General features: G+C 52.7%; 15 protein-coding genes. 3 read left to right on the forward strand and 12 right to left on the reverse strand.

Annotated features, from left to right (window positions below):
- Positions 1-10: 10 nt before the first annotated feature.
- The 5 genes from JI741_RS18035 to JI741_RS18055 all read right to left on the reverse strand — a co-directional run bounded on the left by JI741_RS18035 (position 11) and on the right by JI741_RS18055 (position 5,860).
- Entirely contained in the window at positions 11-3,160 is a 3,150-nt protein-coding gene (locus JI741_RS18035; protein ID WP_202012185.1) for an efflux RND transporter permease subunit, read from the reverse strand.
- A 42-nt stretch (positions 3,161-3,202) separates the two neighbouring features.
- Positions 3,203-4,342, reverse strand: coding sequence for an efflux RND transporter periplasmic adaptor subunit (locus JI741_RS18040; protein WP_202012187.1), 1,140 nt, complete (start codon positions 4,340-4,342; stop codon positions 3,203-3,205).
- Between the two features lie 179 nt (positions 4,343-4,521).
- Positions 4,522-4,911 (reverse strand): hypothetical protein, encoded by a 390-nt coding sequence (locus JI741_RS18045; protein ID WP_202012189.1) that lies wholly within the window; start codon positions 4,909-4,911, stop codon positions 4,522-4,524.
- Between the two features lie 243 nt (positions 4,912-5,154).
- The gene (locus JI741_RS18050) at positions 5,155-5,418 is read right to left on the reverse strand and encodes a hypothetical protein (protein WP_202012191.1); all 264 of its coding nucleotides are present in this window, start codon (positions 5,416-5,418) and stop codon (positions 5,155-5,157) included.
- A 13-nt stretch (positions 5,419-5,431) separates the two neighbouring features.
- Entirely contained in the window at positions 5,432-5,860 is a 429-nt protein-coding gene (locus JI741_RS18055; protein WP_202012193.1) for a retropepsin-like aspartic protease, read from the reverse strand.
- A gap of 323 nt (positions 5,861-6,183) precedes the next feature.
- Between JI741_RS18055 and JI741_RS18060 the strand changes: the two genes are divergently transcribed.
- Together JI741_RS18060 and JI741_RS18065 are read left to right on the forward strand one after the other, a co-directional pair.
- Positions 6,184-7,341 carry a sensor histidine kinase gene (locus tag JI741_RS18060; RefSeq protein WP_202012195.1) on the forward strand — a complete coding sequence of 386 codons (1,158 nt, stop codon included), beginning with the start codon at positions 6,184-6,186 and terminating at the stop codon, positions 7,339-7,341.
- Positions 7,338-8,078 carry a LytR/AlgR family response regulator transcription factor gene (locus JI741_RS18065; protein ID WP_202012197.1) on the forward strand — a complete coding sequence of 247 codons (741 nt, stop codon included), beginning with the start codon at positions 7,338-7,340 and terminating at the stop codon, positions 8,076-8,078. The genes JI741_RS18060 and JI741_RS18065 overlap by 4 nt, the downstream gene beginning before the upstream one ends.
- Positions 8,079-8,099: 21 nt before the next feature.
- Here JI741_RS18065 and JI741_RS18070 read toward each other — a convergent pair whose 3' ends face one another.
- The 5 genes from JI741_RS18070 to JI741_RS18090 form a co-directional block, all read right to left on the reverse strand.
- Positions 8,100-8,444 (reverse strand): hypothetical protein, encoded by a 345-nt coding sequence (locus JI741_RS18070; RefSeq protein ID WP_202012199.1) that lies wholly within the window; start codon positions 8,442-8,444, stop codon positions 8,100-8,102.
- Between the two features lie 296 nt (positions 8,445-8,740).
- Positions 8,741-11,056 (reverse strand): glycoside hydrolase family 9 protein, encoded by a 2,316-nt coding sequence (locus JI741_RS18075; RefSeq protein WP_202012201.1) that lies wholly within the window; start codon positions 11,054-11,056, stop codon positions 8,741-8,743.
- 145 nt (positions 11,057-11,201) lie between these two features.
- The gene (locus tag JI741_RS18080; protein WP_202012764.1) at positions 11,202-12,590 is read right to left on the reverse strand and encodes an FGGY-family carbohydrate kinase; all 1,389 of its coding nucleotides are present in this window, start codon (positions 12,588-12,590) and stop codon (positions 11,202-11,204) included.
- The gene (locus JI741_RS18085; RefSeq protein WP_202012203.1) at positions 12,590-13,864 is read right to left on the reverse strand and encodes a sugar isomerase; all 1,275 of its coding nucleotides are present in this window, start codon (positions 13,862-13,864) and stop codon (positions 12,590-12,592) included. Before JI741_RS18085 ends, JI741_RS18080 begins: the two co-directional genes overlap by 1 nt.
- Positions 13,865-13,907: 43 nt before the next feature.
- Positions 13,908-16,049, reverse strand: coding sequence for a bifunctional aldolase/short-chain dehydrogenase (locus JI741_RS18090; RefSeq protein ID WP_202012205.1), 2,142 nt, complete (start codon positions 16,047-16,049; stop codon positions 13,908-13,910).
- A gap of 304 nt (positions 16,050-16,353) precedes the next feature.
- On the opposite strand from JI741_RS18090, the gene JI741_RS18095 reads away from it, so the two are divergent.
- Positions 16,354-17,385 carry a substrate-binding domain-containing protein gene (locus tag JI741_RS18095; protein ID WP_202012207.1) on the forward strand — a complete coding sequence of 344 codons (1,032 nt, stop codon included), beginning with the start codon at positions 16,354-16,356 and terminating at the stop codon, positions 17,383-17,385.
- Positions 17,386-17,415: 30 nt separating this feature from the next.
- Here the strand turns inward: JI741_RS18095 and JI741_RS18100 are convergent, their stop codons facing one another.
- Positions 17,416-17,640, reverse strand: coding sequence for a CDGSH iron-sulfur domain-containing protein (locus JI741_RS18100; protein WP_202012209.1), 225 nt, complete (start codon positions 17,638-17,640; stop codon positions 17,416-17,418).
- Positions 17,641-17,708: 68 nt separating this feature from the next.
- Complete coding sequence (locus tag JI741_RS18105; RefSeq protein ID WP_202012211.1) at positions 17,709-18,434, reverse strand: hypothetical protein; 726 nt, start codon at positions 18,432-18,434, stop codon at positions 17,709-17,711.
- Between the last annotated feature and the right edge of the window lie 93 nt (positions 18,435-18,527).

Raw genomic sequence — 18,527 nt, forward strand, 5'->3', positions numbered from 1 at the left:
AGTCAGTTTGTTAATTCACAGCGTGCACGGGTTTTGTCATGGCGGGTGCTTCGCGACGGCGCGATGCCAACCCGGCAAAGATCACATAGAGGCCCGGCACCAGGATCACACCGAAGAGTGTGCCCACGATCATGCCTCCCGCGGCGGCCGTGCCGATGGAGCGGTTGCCCAATGCCCCCGCACCCGACGCGATGCAAAGCGGAATGAGCCCGGCCACAAAAGCAAACGACGTCATGAGGATGGGACGCAACCTTGACGCTGCGCCATCGATGGCCGCCTGCAACACGGTGCGTCCTTCCTTCTGTCGCACAATGGCAAACTCCACAATGAGAATGGCGTTCTTTCCTAGCAAGCCAATGAGCATCACAAGGGCTACCTGCGCGTAGATATTATTTTGCAACCCCAACACCGCCAAAAACAGGAACGCTCCAAAAATGCCGGTAGGCAAGGAAAGAATCACGGGCATGGGGAGCAGAAAGCTTTCATACTGCGCAGACAACAACAGGTACACAAACAACAGGCAGATCATGAAAATGAAAATCGCCTGATTGCCCGACAAAATTTCTTCGCGCGTCATGCCCGACCATTCATAGGTGAAACCGCGTGGCAATTTTTCGGCGGCAACTTCTTTAATCGCTGTGATGGCATCGCCGCTGCTATAGCCCGGCTTCGCTTCGCCGTTCACCATGGCGGCCGTGAACATGTTGTAGCGCGTGAGCTGTTCGGGGCCATACACTCTTTCAAGTCTCACAAAGGCAGAGTATGGCACCATGTCGCCTTGATCATTTTTCACATGCAGGGCCAGCAGGTCTTCCGGGTTGGCGCGGTAGTGCGCGTCGGCCTGCACCATCACTTTATACATTTGTCCGAAGCGAATAAAGTTGGTGGCATAGAGGCTTCCGATCAGCGTTTGCAAATTGCTCATGGCCTTGTCGATGGTTACGCCTTTTTGCGCGGCGGTTTCCTGATCGATGTGTATGAGGTATTGTGGAAAGCTGGGGTCGAAGCTTGTAAACGCGTTGGCAATCTCGGGCCGTTCCTTCAACGCTTTGATAAAATCCTGTGTCACTGTTGCCGTTTGCTTCAGATCGCCGGTGCCGGTTTTGTCAAGCACACGCAACTCGAAGCCGCTGGAGTTTCCAAAACCAGGCACGGTGGGTGGTGGAAAAAACTGGATGCTGGCGTCGGAGATATTCTTGGTGCGTTCTTCCAGCTCCTTCACAATTTCTTCCAGCGATTCGCTGCGCTCATCCCAGGCCTTCAGGTTTATCATGCCCATGCCATACGAAGAACCGGCGCCGTCGGTCATGAGGCTGAACCCTGCCAAGGTCGAAACAGATTCCACCGACTTCATGCCCAGCGTGGCCTCCTGCACATCGTCCATCACACGCTCGGTCCGTTCAACCGTTGCGCCCGACGGCGTGGTCACGTTCACATAGATCATACCCTGATCTTCCGTAGGAATAAACCCCGAAGGCAACACGGTGGTCAATCCCCATGATCCTACACAAAAGAAAACAAGCAAGCCCATGGTGACAACGCGACGGTTGGCCAGTACACCCACCAATTTCTGATAGCGGTCCGACAACGAATCGTAGCCTGCGTTGAATTTCCGGAAGAACCGCTGCAGCATATTTTCCTTCACGGCATGCCCATGCGTGCTCTTCAGCATGAGCGAACACAGCGCAGGTGTCAGTGTCAACGCGTTGATACCTGAAATCACAATGGCGATGGCCAACGTCAGCGAAAACTGGCGATAGAAAATTCCCACGGGTCCCGACATAAATGCCACCGGCACAAACACCGCCGACATCACCAGCGTGATCGCCACCAGGGCACCGCTGATTTCATTCATGGCCGCGATGGATGCTTCCTTCGGCGACAACCCTTCGGCCATTTTCACGTGCACGGCCTCCACCACCACAATGGCGTTGTCCACCACAATGCCGATGGCCAGCACCAAGGCAAACAACGTGAGCAGGTTGATGGAAAAACCCAGCAGCTGCATAAAGAAAAACGTGCCGATGAGCGACACTGGAACAGCCAGCGCGGGAATGAGCGTAGACCGAAAATCCTGCAGAAAAAGAAACACCACCAACGACACCAACAAAAATGCCTCGACCAGCGTGCGCACAACCTCATGGATAGACGCATCGAGGAAACGGGACACATCGTAGCTGATGGTGTATTTCATGCCTGGAGGAAAAGAGAGGGTCTTTAATTCCTCCATGCGGTTTTTCACATTCGCGATCACCTGCTGTGCATTGGAACCCGGACGTTGTTTCAGCAGGATGGCCGCCGATGGTTTGCCGTCGAGCTTCGACAGAATGCCATAGTCCATCGAGCCAAATTCTATCTCGGCAATGTCTTTCAGCTTCAGCATCGCGCCTTCTTCGGTAGCGCGGATCACGATGTTGGCATATTGCTCGGGCTCGTTGAACTTGCCTGTGTAGCGCAACACGTATTGCAACATTTGTTTGTAGCGGTCAGAGCTTTCGCCCGCCTTGCCCGGTGCGGCCTCTACGTTTTGATCGCGCAGTGCCTGAATCACCTCGTCGGCCGACACTTCATAGATGGCCATGCGGTCGGGCTTCAGCCACACGCGCATCGAATATTCGCGGGCGCCCATGATGTCGGCAAAGCCCACGCCTTCGATGCGCTTCAACTCGGCCAGCACGTTGATGTCGGCAAAGTTGTAGATGAAGTTTTCATCGGCACTGGGGTCGTCGCTGGTGAGGTTGAGGTAGAGCAGCATGCTGTTCACTTCCTTCTCCACCTGCACACCGGCTTTGATAACTTCTTCCGGCATTTCGTCCATCACGGTCGACACGCGGTTTTGCACGTTCACGGCCGCGAGGTCGGGGTCGGTGCCCACGTTGAAGTATACCTGGATGATGCTCGTGCCGTCGTTGCCCGACACCGAGGTCATATAGGTCATGCCGGGCACACCGTTCACGGCGCGTTCAATGGGTGTGACCACGGCTTTTGCACACACCTCCGCGTTGGCTCCCACATAGCTGGTGGTGACCGTAACGGCCGGAGGAACGATATCGGGAAACTGGGTGACGGGCAGCTCAACCCAAGCCAGCACACCCAATAACGTAATCAATAGAGAGATGACCAGTGAGAGCACAGGCCTTTCTATAAAAGTGCTGAACATCTTTTAGCGTCTGTTTAATACGAATGTTGAATCACTGGTTTCTCAGATCTTGGCCACGGCCACAGGTTTTTGTTCGGCCATGAGAATGAGACTGTCGAGCGGAAGATAGGCCGGCGTAATGCTCATGCCGTTGCGTATGTTTTGAATGCCTTCATACACCACCTTGTCGCCCGGCTTCAATCCCGTTTCCACAATGTAGAAATGTGAGAAGCGAACCTTTGGCGTGAAGCTTTGCATGCGCACCTGGTTCTTGTCGTCCACCACATAGACATAGGTTTTGTCTTGTATTTCGAGCGTGGCTTTCTGTGGAACAAAGAGTGCGTTTTCCATTTCACTGGTGAGCCGCACGCGACCGCTGGCGCCATGCTTGATGAGCTTCTTCGGATTGGGGAACCGCGCGCGGAAAGCGATGTTGCCGGTGCTGGCCTCAAACTCGCCCTCCATGGTTTCAATCTGGCCTTTCTGTTCGTAGAGACTTCCGTCGGCGAGAATCAGCTCCACTTCGTCGTTGGCTTGTGTGTTGTCTGATTTTTGTTTGATGTATTCCAGGTATTCTTTCTCCGACACGTTGAAGTAGGTATAGAACGATTCAAGATCCGACACCGTGGTGAGCAGCGAACCTTCGTCGATGAGGCTGCCCATTTTGAAGGGAAGCCGGTCAATAACACCATCGAACGGCGCTTTGATGTGCGTATGCGAAAGACGTATCTCGGCGTTGGATAAGGCTGAGCGCGCTTCCTCAATTTTGGCGCGTATGGCCGACAGTTTGGCTTGTGCCATGTCGAGCTCTGTTTTGGAGATGATTTCCTTTTCCACCAACAGTTTCACCTGCCGCATTTGGAGCTCCGTTGCTTTTGCATCGGCTTCAATGCTACTGAGGTTGGCTTTGGCTTGCGTGTAGGCTGCGCGGTATTCTTCGTCGTTGATGCGGAAAAGAGGCTGGCCTTTTTTCACTTCCTGGCCTTCGTCAACATAAATGTAGTCGAGGTATCCTTGCACGCGGGCGCGGATCTCTACGTTTCGGAAGGCGTTGATGTCGCCCACGTATTCGCGCTGCACGATGGTGTCTTTTACTATGAGTTCCGTTACCGGCAGTTTCTGGCTGGCGTCGTCTTTGCGTTCATGACCACAAGCCATTGCCAGTGCACTGACAAGTACAATAAAAATTGATGCGTTTTTCATATTGGTTAAGCCCATTAGTATACATAGAGAAAATTTGCACGTCCGCGATCGCGAATGTGAATTTTGTGTAATAGAGGCATCATTCTGCCGTGGGGCAAAAATGAAAGGATCGTCATTGTTGCCCGGTGGCGCGAGGCGTGCGCGTCAGCCTGGAAACAAACGAAAATCAAAAGCCGCTACTACGAATACTTGGGCGGTGGTGTAGTCTTTTCTAAAGTGGGAGTGCTGAGTGAGTAAGAAATGCGCGGGGCCCTTTTTCGTTCAGCAAAGGCCGCCACTCTAGAAACAAGTGAAGGGGTGGGAATGATATATTGTTCTTTTTCTAAAAGATCATCTTCATCGTCCTGATGTTCGGTACCATCGTCCGACACATCAAAGAATGTTTCCAGGATCACTTCCATCAACGACGAATCGGTTTTGGCGTGTATCGATACTTCAGATGACAATGATTCCTGAATGGTGGGAAAAAAAATTGTGTTGATGAGCCCGAACATACACAGATACAACACGCCAAGCGACAACATGCCGGGGCGTTGTGAATGGCGCATAGTGTTGAAATCGTGCATCATTTCAGTCAGGGTCTATTGTAAATATATCCTAAATGAAACGTTAACGAAAGTTATTGCGATACTTTTTGGACCGACGGTATGTTAAAAACGACGCTAACGATTGCAATGTTCGTGTTCGGGGAAATATTTTCACGCTAATAATTCAAGCAACGCCCGATGCACCGGAACACGTCATCCCAAACCTGCACAACGCGAATGGTCAAGCATGCATCACGGCATGAAATCATTCTCATCCGAAAAACTTCATTCATCGCGTATGGGCGTTGCGGCCTCAACATCAATAGAAGATTCATCCTGTGAGGGCATCTGATAAAGTTCCAGAATGCGTTGTCGTTGATTGGCCAGCATCGTCTTCATGCGGTTGAGCCGACTTCTCAAGCCACTCACGGTGGTGCGGGCGCGCTGAAGCTGTTCGGTGCGGCGGTGCAGATTCGATTGCAGGTATTCGATCATGCGGAGCAACTCCGCGTGGTCAAAGTCGTTGATGTTGTTTTTTAATGAAGACATCGCGGGAGCTTTTTTATTTTGAGATCGGTGTGGCTTTGAACACAAGGGTCTTTGTGCCAAAGTCTATGGTCATGTTGTATTGCGTCAGCATGTCGGCGCCCAATATGCCCGCGATGCGAATCCGTTCCTGGTCAAAGAACACGGAAGAAAAATCGGACATGTCGCGGCTCTTGAAGCGCAGCGAGCGTATTTGCAGATCGCCTATTTCGAGTATACAACGGCCGGCATGGTGCATGGTAGACGTTCCGTTGAAGCCCGTAACTTCCACGGCTTCATACATACCTTCGGTTGCGATGCGAAAGCCAAAATGCCGCGCGGCCTGTTCGTTCAGTATAGACACCGAGGCACCCGTGTCGACTATAAAAAACGCGGGCTTGCCATTCAACTTCGCCTCAATCACCGGAATTCTCCCGTAGGGTTGGAAGCGTACACGCTGTGGCATATCGTCATGACCGGGTTGTTGCAGCGCGGCACACCCCGCCAACATCCATCCCAAGCCTGCATAGCATAGCCAACATACCAACCGCTTCCAGGAAAAGCGTTGCGTGGTTGGGGATATGACGGAGGTTGCGTTCATGCCGGAACAAAGGAGATTACTTTCTCCATGTCATGCTTGAAATTTAGACCACCCCCACGCTTCGGGGTTCATATGCCCGATGTCGCCACGCAAAAGGCATTGCGCAGGACCGGTCGGCATCTGTGAGGTATTATCGTCGTTTGTCTAAAAAGAGCAGCCGTGATCCGAAAATTTGTGAACTTCGTAGCATGTCTCCGTCCCAAAAATTGAAAGCTCCGGAAACCCTGTTCGATGTGGCCGTGACCCGGTTGCTGTTGCGCAGTCGTGTGGCCTTGCACCTGCTGTTCTGGGTGTGCTTCCTGCTGTATGAAGGCGTTATCTGGGGCATGATCGACGGAAATTTTGCACAACGCTTTTCCATTTCGCTGCTGGAGCTGCCGCTGAAAATCGCCGCCACCTATTTCACCCTGTATGTGCTCATCGACAAACTTCTCATCAACAAACGCTACGGTCAGTTTCTTTTCGCACTCGTCGCTTCAATGATTGCGTTCGGTGTTCTGTTTCGCGTGTTGTCCTATTTTGTCGTGTATCCGCTTTATTATCCCGACGGATTAAAACTCCCGTTGTTCTTTGTTCCAAAAATTTTGATCTACATGGTCACCCTCTATGCATTAGTGGCGATCGTGGCCTCTTTCCATTTGCTCAAACATTGGTACAATCACCAGCAAGCGGCGCAGGTGTTGGAACAAACCACACAACAACTGGAAAAAGAAAAACTGGAGGCGGAGCTAAAACTGCTCAAGTCGCAAGTGAATCCGCACTTCCTTTTCAACACCCTCAACAATTTGTATGCGCTCACGTTGCACAATCCGGAGAAGGCCCACGAAATGGTGCACAAATTGTCGGAGTTGATGAGCTACATGCTCCACGACTGCAATCAACCCGAAGTGTCGCTGGAAAAAGAATTGCATCACCTCCGGAATTACATCGCGCTCGAAGCCATGCGCTATACCGAACGCCTCGACGTGGCCGTGAATGTGTATGACGACGTGACCGATATCGCTATCGCGCCTCTGCTGATTCTGCCGTTTGTGGAAAACAGTTTCAAACACGGCGTGCACAACCAGATTGACCAGGCCTGGGTTCGGGTGGACATTCAATTGCAGGAAAATCAATTGTTACTGAAAGTAGAAAACAGCGTCGCCTCCACACCATCGGCCCCACAACCCTTTTCGGGCATTGGCCTGCAGAACGTGAAGAAACGGCTGGCCCTTATTTATCCGGAACGTCACACGTTGCAGATTCTTTCGGAAGACGAAACGTTCCTGGTTGTGCTGAAGATAGAACTTTCCGGGGCCCGCATTCGTAAACCCGTTGAAGTCAAACCTTATCCCGCATACTCATGATCAGATGCCTTGTGGTGGACGATGAGCCTTTGGCGCGACAACTGCTGGAGTCGTATGTTAAGCAAGTGAACGGACTCAGTCTTGTGCAGAGTTGTGAAAATGCCATCGAAGCGTTCACACTGCTACAGAAAACTACCGTCGACCTGATCCTGCTCGACATTCAATTGCCGCAAGTTACGGGAATCGATTTGCTCAAGTCTTTGAAAGACCGCCCCCGCGTGATCCTCACCACCGCCTACCGCCAATACGCCTTCGACGCCTATGACCTCGACGTGGTGGATTATTTATTGAAACCCATTTCGTTCGACCGCTTTCTGCGCGGCATCAGCAAAATATTTGAATTAAAAAACACGGCCGCTGAACCCACACCGACAGAAGCACCCGCGCCAAAACCTTTTGAGGAAGCCTATTTGTATCTGAAAGAAGATCGCGAAATGGTGAAGGTCTATCTCAACGACATTCTCTACATCGAAAGCCTTCGCGACTATGTGCGTGTAAAAACCACGCAGCGACAGGTAGTCACGTATCAAAAAATAAGTTACCTGGAAAAAACTTTGCCAGAAGGAAAGTTTGTGCGCATCCACCGTTCGTTCATTGTGCCCGTCGACAAAATTCTTTCGTTCACACCATCGTCAGTAAAAGTGGGCACGCACGAAATTCCCATTGGGCGCAACTATAAAAACGAAGCGCTTCGCACCTTGAATAAAAATAATCTATTAAGTCCAGCCAGAGTCTAACGGCCCCTAGCCCGGTGTTGGTCAACGCGAAGAAACAGAATCGGCTGGAACGGTGTTCTGCGAATCTGAATTGATCTTCTTGAGGTTGCGTTTGATATTTTCCTTTACGGATTTGGGTTTGTATTTTTTTGCGCCGGGATGCGGGCAATCCCAATCTTCTACCGACACATCCTGAACGTATCGCGCCGACGGGCTTCGTTGATGTTGAAGTTCGTCGTTTTCTTCGCGCTCGGCCTTTGCCGAAAGGGCAGCCGCCGAAGGGCGATAGTGTTTGTGAAGCTTTGCCGTTTTAATTCGCGGGCATGGAATTTTACCTCCCTGGCAGGACATCAGGGCAATTGCCAGAAAGAGAACAATACTGCGCATGTACATGGCCGTTTCATTTAGGTTGTAGTGAAGAAATTTAAGCCGCTATATACACCAAACTCAGAGACGGTCTTTCCCGGGACCCTCGGCGAAAACAAACCTTATTTCTTTAAAGGCGTCGGCCCGGGATTATTGTGATGAGTAATTTATTATTTTTTTTTGAATTTCCATACCGATCCCCGACGCGCATGGCGAGGTCGGCTAAAATGAGGCTTTCCATTCGATAAACACAACTTTTAACCAGGCTCCACTAGCGAGGATGCCACGTCGCGCCACGGATGCGCGCGGTTTCCGACTCAAATCTTCACAAGTTTTTTCACCGCCCACGTCCCAATCCGCACCACATACACACCCGGCGGTTGCTGTTGCATGTCTACCGTGGCATTACCCATGTGGGTCTCTTTTAACACCTCGTTGCCCAGCGCATTGACGATTCGCAGATCGTATTTACCCGCCCGCATCGTGTAGAGTGTGAACACGCCTGTGGTGGGATTAGGCGCCACCTCAACCGAAGCCAGCCGTTCATCGTCTTCCAGCGCCGTCACGGCGTTGCACTGCGATTCGTCTGTTGAAGGTTCAATGCCGGTGGTGCCGCCGGCACACTGCTGGCAGGCATCGGGCGACGCCGCGCCATTGGGTGTGCCGCTGCAGTCGTTGTTGGCCGGCACAAAACGCGACAGCAGGCGAATGTAGTTGATCTGATAGCCGCCGCTGTTTTCGGTTACCGACCACGAGTTCAACGGCCACGATGTGTTGAAGTCTTTATATGATTTTTGTGAAGGCTGTCCTTTCGGGGGCACCAGCGATTCGCTGTTGCACACCGCGTTGGCGTCGCCACACGAGTTGGTGGCGCAGCAGTTGTCGCGGTCGTAGGAAGGATTGGGGCCGCCGGTGAGAAATCCTGGCGCGGGGCCGTAGGTAGATGTGCCCACGCGATCCCATTTCGCACTGCCGTTGGCAAACCACGAGTGGTAAAATTCATTCACACTGTTGTCGCCGCCATAGGCATTCATGTTCGACAGATACAGCATGCTCAACGGGTTTGTTCCGTGCAGGTAGTGAATAAATCCTTCTGCCGCTTTGCGCGCGTCGTCATTTTTTGAAGCATCGATGCCGTACGTAATCATGTCGGCATACATCAACCCCATGCTGGCTTTGGTTGAGTTGCTTCCCCAGGTGTAGTCTTTGATGTGCGCACCGTATGGATCTTTTGCGCCGTAGAAGGCTGTAAAATTTTCGTCGCCGTTCATGGCGGCTTTGTAGGTGTCTTTTATTTTGTTCACTACCGATGCCGTTGCACCGGGCAGTTTTGTGTAATACAAAAGCACTTCCTGACTGGCGGTTTCAAACGGGTAGGCAAACGACCAGGCCACGAGGTGAATTTCGGCGTAGTGTGCATCCACATAGTCGCGATACTTTGTCTCGCCCGTGATTTCAAAAAGATAACATGCCGCTCTCACACGGAACACCAACCGGCCATAGTCGTCGGTTTCCTGCTGGCCTGCACCAAGATCCGACGTGCCTGAAGCTTCGTCGTTGTTTTTGAAGACTACTTTTGGATTTGCCGTGGCCCAATCCCAGGCTTTCACGGCTTTCTCTTTCAACTTGTTGGCATATTCTTTCATGCCGCGTCCGCCATACACTTTCGATGCCAACGCCAACGCCGCGGCGGTATTCAGCGTGGCCGACGTGCTCGGCGTTCCGTAAACACTGGGCCCCGTTGCGCTCGACGGCGGACTGGCGTGCGATTCGCCCACGATGCTCAACACACTGCCATTACTTTTTTGCAGGCGCACCAAATGATCAACACCCCACTTTGCTTCATCAAGCAGGTCTGGAATTTTGTTGCCCGACTCCGGCAGGCTGTAGTCGTCGCTCCAGGCGCCGGGAACATCCTGATAGGCATGCATGAAGTCGATCACATAGTTGGCCGTCCAGTTTGTGTACTTGTTATAGTCACCGGCATCATACCATCCACCACTCACATCCACTTCAGTAGAGGCGTCGCTTGCCTTGTTATACTGCCGTGCATTTTTGTCCTGCAACGGTTTCATGTGGCTTGCGCCATCGGCCCATGCCGCGCCGGCGTGTTCGGCTTTCTTCTCGAACCCGCAGCGTTGATAATAGAACGCGCGCACAGCATGCTTCAACGCTTCTTTGTAAACATTGTCGTTGATCACAAACTCGTAGGAGCGAACGTCGTTGCTCACGTCCAACACATAGTAGGTTCCGGGTGCCGTGACCGACGAAAAATCGAACCACCACACCTTGTCACCCGACGAGGCATCTTCGGCTCCACCGTTCCAGGCGGTGGCGTTGGCCGTGAACACCGGCGTGTTGGTGGTCTTGTCTACCAAAGCATAGCTCGCCCCGGGTGCGAACGACTCGCCCGCGTCGAAGCCGGTTTGCGGATCGCGGATGACCGCAATTTTCTGCGACGCAGGCAGGTATCCGAATTGGTCGGTGACGATGTATTTCGAAATCGCCTGGCCCTGAACGGGGCTAACGCTCGTGACAAAAAGCAGCGCGACGAATGCGACGGCTTTGCAGGTTTGGGATGGCGTGAAGGGCATGAGATCGCGGTGTTGGTAGTCAACCAAAATTACAGTCAAATCCTCCGCGAACGTTAGCGCCCGGCATGGCTTTAACAAACCACTACCAAGGTTGAAACAATTTGAACCGTGACGAGAAGAGTTGTGAACAAACCGGCTATGCGCTCAGTCGACCAAAATCACGCGCAAGCAAGCACGGGGTATGTCATTGCATGAATTTCTCCGCACCGCACGAGTAGTATTTGAGCCCGATGAGATCGACCGGAAGCGAAGTTTTGTTCCAGTATTCGTGCATCACCAGGGCTGCTCCGAGCGCAGACGCCTGGGGCACCGAAGCGGCAAAGGTCTCGATGGCGGGAAAGCTGGCGGCCAGCAGAAACATGTAGATGTCGTTTTTGCTAAACCCTCCGTCAACAAAGATGCGCTTTACGTCCGTGTCTTCCAGCACCCACGCCGACGACATGCGCTGGCGCACCACGATGTTCATGATCAGCGCATGATACGCTTCCGAAGGGCTGGCGAACGATGTCAGGTCAGTGTCGGCAAACGACGAATGTTGCAAGGTGTCGCGCTGGCTTCGGGCTTCCCATCCTGTGCGGCGAAGTTTGTCGAGCAGTGCAGCATCGTGTTCCAGCGTTGTGAAGGCCGATGTGGAGAGGCCAAAGTGTTCTGCCATGCGCGCCACTTGTTGCTCGTGTTCGTAGCCGGCAAAGAGGCGCGAGGCTTTCACCGGCAACCCTTCGTACGTCAGGTAACAAAGTCCATCCTGCGCCAACGCTTCGCGCGTCAGCGGCTTGTGATTGAATGGATTGAGGCTGATGCACCACGTGCCGGTAGACAACAGCATGAACGGTTCGCGAAAGTTGGCGAGGTAGGGAATGAGGGCAGCCGAACTGTCGTGCAGACCGATGCCGATGGGCAGCGTTTGTCCGTTGCTCGTAGTCATAACAACTTCGGTGCTTTTGTGAATCGGTGGAAATTTTTCCGCAAGACCTTCACGTTCCACCCACACATGATAGTTGCGACTGGTGAAGTCCCACAAATTTGTGTGACAACCAATGCTTGTGATTTCCGAAACCGGTTTTCGCGTCAGTATGCAGCTGAGGTATTGCGGCAGGTGCAGCGCATGTTTTATGGTCGCGAACTTCGCCGGGTTTTCGGCCTTGATGCGATAGAGCTGCATGCCCGAGTTGAGACTGCCCAACACCGGCGATGCCGTGGCGGTTGAAAAATCTGCTTCGCCGCCGTAGGTGTCGTAAAACTTTTTTTGAAGCGCTTCGGGGTACGGCTTCAGATAGTTGTAGAGCGGCAACACCGGTTCACCTCGTGCATCGAGATACACAAAGCTTGCGCCGTAGCCGGAGAAGTTCACGGCTTTGATGGCAAAGCGTGTGTCTTTCAACAGACGCTCAAACGAATTTCGGAGCCATTGTGTGAGCAACGTCACATCTTCGCAGGCCATGCCGTCTTCGTCGGTGGTTTCGGGAAGATGTGTTGAGTCTTCAAAGACGAGGCGATAGTGTTCGTCGAACAAGAGTATTTTTTTGTTCGTCTTGCCTACGTCGAAGATGAGAATGACCGGCTGGGCTTCCATCACAATCCGGTGGCGATGGTTTTCAGACCGCGTTGTTTCACGAGATGCTCGCGCACGTTTTCCTTGCGGAAAATCTGAAGCGGATCAAGTGCACCCCCCGCGCGCAAGCGAGCTTCTGCCACCAGCGGGCGAACGTCGGTGCGAAACGCATTTTGCAACGCTTCCTGTGCACGCACCACGTCGTTGTTTTGTTGGGCCGCTTGCAATGCCGCGCGGTCCACCAGCAAGGCTTGTGCGTAGGTGATCATGATGGCTTCTACAGATTGCAATAGATCTTCCAGCGGATCTTTCACGTTGTGTGAGGCGTCTATCATCCAACCCAGGTCGGTGGTGTGGTTCATGCCACGGGCGTCCATGCCTTCTACGAGTTCATTAAAAATGAGAAACAGTTGATAGGGCTTGATGCTGCCCACCGTGAGATCGTCGTCGCCGTATTTTGAATCGTTGAAATGAAAGCCGCCCAACTTTCCTTCCATCAGCAACAGCGCCACAATCTGTTCGATGTTGGCGTTGGGCAAATGGTGGCCGAGATCTACCAGCGTATACGCTTTCGGTCCCAGCTTCGTTGCATAGAGCAACGACTGCCCCCAATCGCCCACGGTGGTGGAATAAAAATTCGGTTCGAAGGCTTTATACTCCACAAACATTTTCCACGCGTCCGGCAAAGCGCTGTAGACTTCCTGTAAACTCTCTAGTGTATTTTCAAAAGCCTTTCTGAAATTCAATTGTCCCGGAAAACACGATCCGTCCGACAGCCACACCGTTAGCGACTCCGAGCCGAGGGCCATGCCATGTTCAATCACTTCGATGTTGTGTTCCACGGCCTGGCGCCGCACGGCTTTGTCAACATGTTGCATCGAACCAAACTTGTAGCTCAGCGGTTGACCGGGTTGGTCCTGAAACGTGTTGGAGTTCATGGCATCGAAGCGGATGCCGTGTTGCGCTGCCAGCACTTTGATGGCGGCCCCGTTTTTCGGGATGTCCCACGGAATGTGAAGCGAGATGGCGCCGCTGGAGCGATTCAGTTTGTGAAGCAACGCGATGTCTTCAATTTTTTCTTCGAGGCTTCGCGGTTCGCCGCCGCCGGCAAAACGTGCAAAGCGTGTTCCGCCCGTGCCCAATGCCCAGCTGGGAATGGCTACCTGGAAGGCAACCAGTCTTTCCAGAATCGCTTCCGCATTCGCGATGTCGGAGGTGAGGGCCGATAACTTTCTTTTGTGCGACGCGCTCAACCCTTCGTTGTGCTGATCGATCGTATATTTTTCAAGCTGCATTTTCAGTCCGTTTGTCGTCAGGTATGTAAAAGTTACGGAATTTTTAGCGCATGAAACCTGCCGCCACACCGCCGTCTACGTTCAACGCGTTGCCGGTAGATTTATTGAGGAGTCCTCCCACAAACGCGAAGCAGGCGTTGGCAATGTCTTCGGGTAAAATAATTTCGTTCAGCAAGGTGCGCTTGGCATAGAATGCGGGAAGCTCTTCCACCTTCACGCCATAAGCTTTCGCTCTGCCTTCGGCCCACGCGCCTGCCCAGATCTTGCTATCAGCAATGACGGCATCGGGGTTGATCACGTTCACGCGAATTTTATCGGGCCCCAGTTCGGCCGCATTCAAACGGCTCAGGTGAAGTTGTGCGGCTTTCGCCGAACCATAGCCCGCGTTGTTCGGTCCCGACACGGTTGCATTTTTGCTCACGATGTTCAGCACGTCGCCACCCAGCGCTTGCTTGCGCATCACATTCACGCCGGCTTGCGTCATCAGGAACTGTCCTTTCACCAGCACGTCATACAAAATGTCCCAATCTTTTTCGGTATGATCTTCCAGCGGCTTGGAAATGGAAAGCCCCGCGTTGTTCACGATGATGTCTACACCCCCAAACGCAAGGGCGGCCACATCCATCGATCCTTGAATATCTTCATGGCGTGTCACGTCCAGCAGGGCGTTGGCAAAAGCGTCTTTGCCATATTGTTTGGTAAATTCTTCTTCGGCCGATTTCAGTCGCGCGGCGTCGTTGTCGCTGATGATGACGCAGGCGCCTTCGTCGGCAAATTTTTTCGCGATGGCTTTGCCGATGCCGCCTGCGCTTCCTGTCACCAGGGCCACGCGGCCCGACAACGCTTTGGGTTTGGGCATGCGTTGCAGCTTGGCTTCTTCCAGCAACCAGTACTCTATATTAAAGGCTTCCTGCCGCGGCAACGAGGTGTATTCCGAAACCGCTTCGGCACCTTTCATCACATTGATGGCGTTGATGTAGAACTCTGCTGCCACACGGGCAGTCTGTTTGTCTTTGGCAAACGTGAACATGCCCACGCCGGGATAGAGAATCACCACGGGGTTTGGATCGCGCATAGCCGGACTGTTGGGATGCTTGCACGTTTCATAATATTCTTTGTAGAGCGCGCGATAACCTTCGAATGCAGGTGTCAATTTTTCCTTCAGCGCTTTCACATCGGTCAGCGCTTCGGTGGGCGCGAGGGTCAGCACCAGCGGGCTGATTTTGGTGCGCAGAAAGTGATCGGGGCAGCTGGTGCCCAGGGGCGCAAGACGCGAAAGGTCGTTGCTGTTGATGAATTCCAGCACGCGGTCGTCGTCGGTGAAATGGCCGATCATGCGGGTGTGGCTTGAGCAGAAACCGCGCAGCACCGGGGCCAGGGCGGCCGCTTGTTGCAGGCGTTGGGCGGCGGGCAGGCTCTTCAGCTTTTCGCCGCCAAACACCGCGCGTTTTTTTCCATAGTTTTCTTCCAGGTATTCGGCACAGCGTTCCACCACTTCCAGGGTGTTCACATAACTTTCGTAGGCCGTGTCACCCCATGTGAACAGTCCATGCGAGCCCAGCATGATGCCGCGAATGCCGGGGTTTTCGTCGAGACATTGTTTCAGTTTCAGGCCCAGGTCGAAGCCCGGGCGCTGCCATTCCACCCAGCCGATGGTGCCGCTAAACAATTCCTGTGTGATGCGTTTTCCATCTTTCGCCGCCGCGATGGCGATGGCCGCATCGGGATGCAGGTGGTCGATGTGTTTGAAGGGCAAAAAGCCGTGGAGTGGTGTGTCGATGGAAGGCGCTTTCGAGGCAAGGTCGTAGATGCAGTGGTTGAAGAGTTCCACCATCTCGTCTTCGTAGCGCACGCCGCGATAAACATTCGTTAGGCTTCGCAAGCGGTCCACGTAGAGGGCAGCCAGGCCACTGCGTTTCAGGGTGCCGATGTCGCCACCCGAGCCTTTCACCCACATCACTTCCGTTTCCTTTCCGGTGAGCGGATCTTTGGCCAGCGCCTTGCACGAGGTGTTGCCGCCGCCATAGTTGGTGAGCCGCAAATCGGCGCCCAGCAAATTAGAACGGTAAATCAGCAAGCCCACTTCATCGCCTGCCAGCGACAAAGCCTTTTCCTCATCCCACAAATAACTGACGTGCTTGAAAGTCTTCGACGTTAAAGCATTTTTTCCCTTTTCACTAGCCATGATGTATGATTGTTTGAAATTCCCTTTGTGCGTTTTTTTGTTCCCAACGATTTCAGGCCCTGTTCTTATTCCCGCCTCGCCGGCCGCCGGGTTCCAGCAACGGCCTTCGCCGCGTGATTTCCTGAACGTTGCCTACCGGGGATGGAATAGAGCCTGAGCATAACTAAAATCTAGTCCAAGATACCGGCCCGCGGCAGGTTCACTATCCTGCACCATCATGACAAAAATGTTCCTGTCATTTGTTTACCTTGTATTTAATTTACCCTTTCAATTACATCCTTTTAACACGCTTTGCTCCGATCTTATGAAGGCGCCTTCGTTCTATAGTCACGTGGTCATCGACGAATATTCATCCACACCCAAGTATATCCAACTGGCCAATTCCATCCTCAAGGCCATCCAGCATGAGCACATCAAAAAAAACGACATCGTGCCGTCCATCAACGACTTGAGTTTTGAGTTGGAAATTTCGCGCGACACGGCCGAGAAAAGTTACCGCTACCTGAAAAGCATCGGGGTGTTGGGGTCCGTTCCCGGAAAAGGCTACTTCATCAAGAGCGTGGATGTGGGCAACACCAAAAAAGTATTCCTGCTGTTCAACAAACTGAGCGAACACAAAAAAATTATCTACGATGCCTTCGCCGCCACGCTGGGCGACCTGGCCACCATCGACTTCTATATCTATAACAATGACTTCTCGCTGTTCAAGAAATTGCTCCTGCAAAAGAAAGACGACTATGCCTACTATGTCATCATCGCGCACTTTATAGAAGGCAACGAAAATGCATACGAGATCATTAACACCATTCCCAAAGAAAAACTGATTCTGCTCGACAAACTGGTACCGGGTGTGAAAGATGAATTTGGCGCGGTCTATGAAAATTTTGAAAAAGATATTTATAGCGCGTTGGAAGATGCTCTCGAACGCCTGAGCAAATACCACACGTTGAAAATTATTTTCCCCGAGGGCACCTATCACCCCGAAGAAATTTTGAAAGGCTTCCGGCGGTTTTGTCATCAATATGCGTTTGCCAGCAAGGTGGTGCACAACATTGCAGACGAACCCGTGAGCAAAGGTGAGGTCTACATCAACCTCATGGAAAAGGACCTGGTGATTTTGATCGACAAAATTCTGGCCATGCAACTGGTGGTGGGCCAGGATGTGGGCGTGATCTCATACAACGAAATTCCCCTGAAAAAATTTATCCTCAACGGCATCACAACCATCTCCACCGACTTTCATCAGATGGGCGAGCGCGCCGCGCAGCTCATCCTGGAAAACTCCACGGCACACGTGGAAATTCCGTTTCGCATCACGCTGCGCGACTCGCTCTGAAAAATTATGAATGCGGGTGTGGCGCCAACGCTACACTTTTTTAGGAGGCAGTTCGAACGCTACGGCGTCGTGCTCGAAGTGACCTTTGTGCGAGCCGTCGCAAAAGGGTTTGTTGGCCGAACGGCCACAGCGGCAAAGCGACACAATGGTTCTTCCCTGAAGCCCGTAGGCATTTCCCTGGGCGTCCACAATTTCGAAATCGCCTTCTACTTTCACCGAACCGTTGTTGTTGATGACGAGCTTTGTTTTTGTCATGATGGTTTTTGTTCTGATTTAGGTTGAACGCGCAAAGATAGGCATCCCCCCAACACGCCGAAATTTCTTTAGGCCTTCCGCGTTCTTTTTGTGAACACCTGGATGCGTTCGTCAAACTGCACGCGAAGTTCGCCGATGAATTGCATCGGGTCTGCATACGACTCCAGCACCTCGAAAAGCTGCATGGTCCGGATGTCGTGAAGCGCCTGCTTCAGCTCGTCGCGTTTGTGTTGCAGGTAGCTCACCATGGCCACAGGGTCCATAAGCGTCTGTGGTTGATAGGGAACGTGCGCCATGGCATTGCCGCTCAGGATGTGCCGGTGCAGCGCGCTCAATTCCATTAGATCGCCGGCATCGTAGAGTGCATTGAGGTGGGCCGTCATGGCGGTGGCGCGATCGGAAAGCGACGCATCGTTTTGCGCAAATTTATCGGGATGCACGTGCACGATGGCCTCCTTATAGAGACGCTTCAGTTGTTCGGGGTCGGCATTTGCCGGAAAATTTTGTTGGCCCGATCGTGCGCTTCTCACCAGGGCTGTTGGTTCCTGATAGTTTTTTCCCTTCTTTTTTTGGGCGCGTCGTTTTTCTTTTTTTTCTGCCTTAAGCTTTTTGTACAGCGTTGTCAATTCCTGCAAGCGCACAATCTGGGTGTGCAGGGCTGTGCGGATGTGGCGCTCAAACGTGTTGACACGCACCTCGGCCTCACCCAAAGCCTGCTCCAAAGCAGCAATTTCCGTTTCGAGTGCGGCAGCCGCTTCGCGGTCGGGATTGGGATGGTGTATGGGATGCTGCATGGCTTCGCCGCAAAGATAAGATCTTCGCTCAAATGCCCTTCTCTAAAAAGCGGAAGGCCGGTGAGTGCTTCACCCACCGGCCTGGTACGAGCT

The sequence above is a fragment of the Chryseolinea lacunae genome, from assembly GCF_016735595.1.
In the GTDB taxonomy this organism is placed as follows: domain Bacteria; phylum Bacteroidota; class Bacteroidia; order Cytophagales; family Cyclobacteriaceae; genus Chryseolinea; species Chryseolinea lacunae.